This is a genomic window from Salinicola sp. MH3R3-1 (genome assembly GCF_001937155.1).
GTDB lineage: Bacteria > Pseudomonadota > Gammaproteobacteria > Pseudomonadales > Halomonadaceae > Salinicola > Salinicola halophyticus.
This window is the reverse complement of record NZ_MSDP01000127.1, coordinates 1-903: the sequence shown is the minus strand read 5'-3', so window position 1 is coordinate 903 and position 903 is coordinate 1. Positions and strand designations below refer to the sequence as shown.

Sequence of the window (903 nt, the reverse complement as noted above, 5' to 3'; positions counted from 1 at the left end):
GCGCTAAGCGGTTTCACTACTGAGTTCGGCATGGATCAGGTGGTTCCCGCTCGCTATGGTCGTCAGGCAAAACTGACGTCGGAATGATGGGTTTTCATCGCTTACCCAACCCTCATTCCAACTGATTCGGATCATGCTGACTGAGCTACATCTCATTACCTGCCCGCTCTACGAGGCAGCGCGTATCCTGCGTTGTCGGTGATCGTTCACCGATCCGACTTTGCCCTTTCTTGCCACGTGGCTCTCTTTCACCACTCCGGCTTCAGCAAAGTCTTGCAAACCCCTTGGGGTTATATGGTCAAGCCTCACGGGGTATTAGTACACGTTAGCTCAACGCCTTGCAGCGCTTCCACACCGTGCCTATCAACCAGCTAGTCTTGCTGGACCCTTTAGGAGACTCTAGGTCTCGGGGAGATCTCATCTTGAAGGAGGCTTCCCGCTTAGATGCTTTCAGCGGTTATCCCTTCCGCACATAGCTACCCGGCGATGCCACTGGCGTGACAACCGGAACACCAGAGGTGCGTCCACTCCGGTCCTCTCGTACTAGGAGCAGCACTTCTCAAATCTCCAACGCCCACGGCAGATAGGGACCGAACTGTCTCACGACGTTCTAAACCCAGCTCGCGTACCACTTTAAATGGCGAACAGCCATACCCTTGGGACCGACTTCAGCCCCAGGATGTGATGAGCCGACATCGAGGTGCCAAACACCGCCGTCGATGTGAACTCTTGGGCGGTATCAGCCTGTTATCCCCGGAGTACCTTTTATCCGTTGAGCGATGGCCCTTCCATACAGAACCACCGGATCACTAGAACCTACTTTCGTACCTGCTCGACGTGTCTGTCTCGCAGTTAAGCACCCTTATGCTCTTGCACTCAATGCACGATTTCCAACCGTGCTGA

2 rRNA genes are annotated in these 903 nt (G+C 54.5%); both read right to left on the bottom strand.

What is annotated here, in order from left to right:
- Positions 1 to 67 (bottom strand): 5S ribosomal RNA (gene rrf, locus BTW08_RS18705); the annotation flags it as partial.
- A 227-nt stretch (positions 68 to 294) separates the two neighbouring features.
- A 23S ribosomal RNA gene (locus BTW08_RS18700) occupies positions 295 to 903 on the bottom strand; the annotation flags it as partial.